General features: G+C 49.1%; 2 protein-coding genes. Both read left to right on the forward strand.

The window, feature by feature from the left end:
- Positions 1 to 333: 333 nt before the first annotated feature.
- Positions 334 to 540: a hypothetical protein gene (locus JCM12308_RS28460; RefSeq protein ID WP_164845397.1), complete on the forward strand. Its 207-nt coding sequence runs from the start codon at positions 334 to 336 to the stop codon at positions 538 to 540.
- Positions 519 to 1,759, forward strand: a 1,241-nt coding sequence (locus tag JCM12308_RS27390; protein ID WP_164845398.1) for an FG-GAP-like repeat-containing protein, incomplete at its 3' end; no start/stop codon positions are given. The genes JCM12308_RS28460 and JCM12308_RS27390, both read left to right, overlap by 22 nt.

Genomic DNA, 1,759 nt, shown 5'->3' on the forward strand with positions numbered 1-1,759 from the left:
CATACAAACATGATGTCTTCGATCAGAAGAGGATTTCGGCATCATGGTACTCCTCTTCTGCCAATTACATTGATATTCTGTTTGCTGACCTCAACGGCGATCGAATAGATGATGTTGCATTCAGAGACTCTTACAAAAAGTACATTGATCGAGATACAAAACTAACACAATGCTTTACTGCCCGAAGCGATAACAGCACACGAGCCGGGACAAAATGCTCTGCTCCTTCCTCTCGATTCTGGATCCATGCCCTCAGAAGAGGCTTAACCAAGTATAGAGACCCTAAGTACTCTTATAGATATGTACATTGCCAGACATCAGGCAGTGGTGAGCATGACAACTGTTTTACATATGACACCACTGATGATCTCTACGATGATACCACTCGTATCGGTGACTTTGATGGAGATGGGCAAGATGATGTCATTGCCAGCAGAAAGCAGTCATTTTCCCAAGCAACTGACCAAAGCTGGTCAAATGCGAAAGGAAAACATGTCGCCGATTTTAATAATGACGGCTTGGCAGACCTTGCAGGAGTAACTGGCCGAGTTTCCGCCCGACTATCAAATGGGAAGTCCGGCTTCATTTCAGCGTTTACTAGCCCCAGCCTGTCAACTGCCCTTCTTGCCGACTTCAATGGCGACGGGCTAACTGACTTTATCTATAAAAAAGGCGAGTACGACTACAAAATCTATTATAGCAGTGGTCTGCGCTTTTTATCAGGACCAACAGTAAACGTTTCTGATTTTAAATACATATACGCCGACAGCATTCATGCAGCTGATGTAAATGGTGATGGTCGTGCTGATTTCATAGGCAACCGAAAACGGGATCATACACGCCTTTATCTGACCCGCGGCGAAACACTGGTCTTAAAACCAAGTGCATCCTCTAGTGATCTGATCCGTGATTACACAACGGCCTTTATGGCTGATATTGATGGAGATGGGATCAACGAGTTTGTCACCAGCCGGCCCAAGTCAGGTGGCGTTTTTGATGGTAATAGTGGGTCAGGACCAAGTAAAAACTTTGATGGTGGTGCGACAAAGCTTGTCAGCGAACGCCCGGATATGCTGGTTGGCGTGGTGTTGCCTTCAGGTGGGCAGCTCTTAGCCAGTTACACCACCTATGGCGGGGATCCTGAGGATGAGCGCTGGTTCCCACCTGTCCTGACCGTCCTAGCCTCCCAGACAGAAAAGCCCAACTCATCTCAAGCCTTCACCACACGCTTTGCTTACTCAGGCGGGCGCTGGGACTTTGACAACCGGCGCTTTGCCGGCTTCAAAAAGATCATAACCACGTTGCCAAAGCTGGCAGGGGAGACAAAGGCCCCATCCATTGAGACCACCTACCGCCAGGATGTCTCCTCCGTGGGCAAGATCGCGCAGCGGATCTGGAAAGATGGCGACGGCACCATCTTGCGCAAGCAGGTCGAAGAGTACAGCACCGACAACTCCAAACTGCCTTATACATCTTTAAACACTGCCAGCTTGACCTACTCTTATGATGAAGGCGTGGAGCGAGTGCAAAAAACAACCCGCATCTTTGATGCCTATGGCCAGGTCAAACACAGCACCGACCATGGTGATACAGCCAAGAGCGGCGATGAGCGCACCTATACCCGTTGGTCTTATCCCAACAAAGACAAGTACATCATCAACAAATGGGCCGTGGAAGCCATCAATGCACGCGCCGAATATGATTATGTTGAGGATCGGGTCTGGCGGCGTTGGCACTATTATGACGGACAGGCCATCTT

It is taken from the genome of Pseudovibrio denitrificans JCM 12308, assembly GCF_001310815.1.
GTDB lineage: Bacteria > Pseudomonadota > Alphaproteobacteria > Rhizobiales > Stappiaceae > Pseudovibrio > Pseudovibrio denitrificans.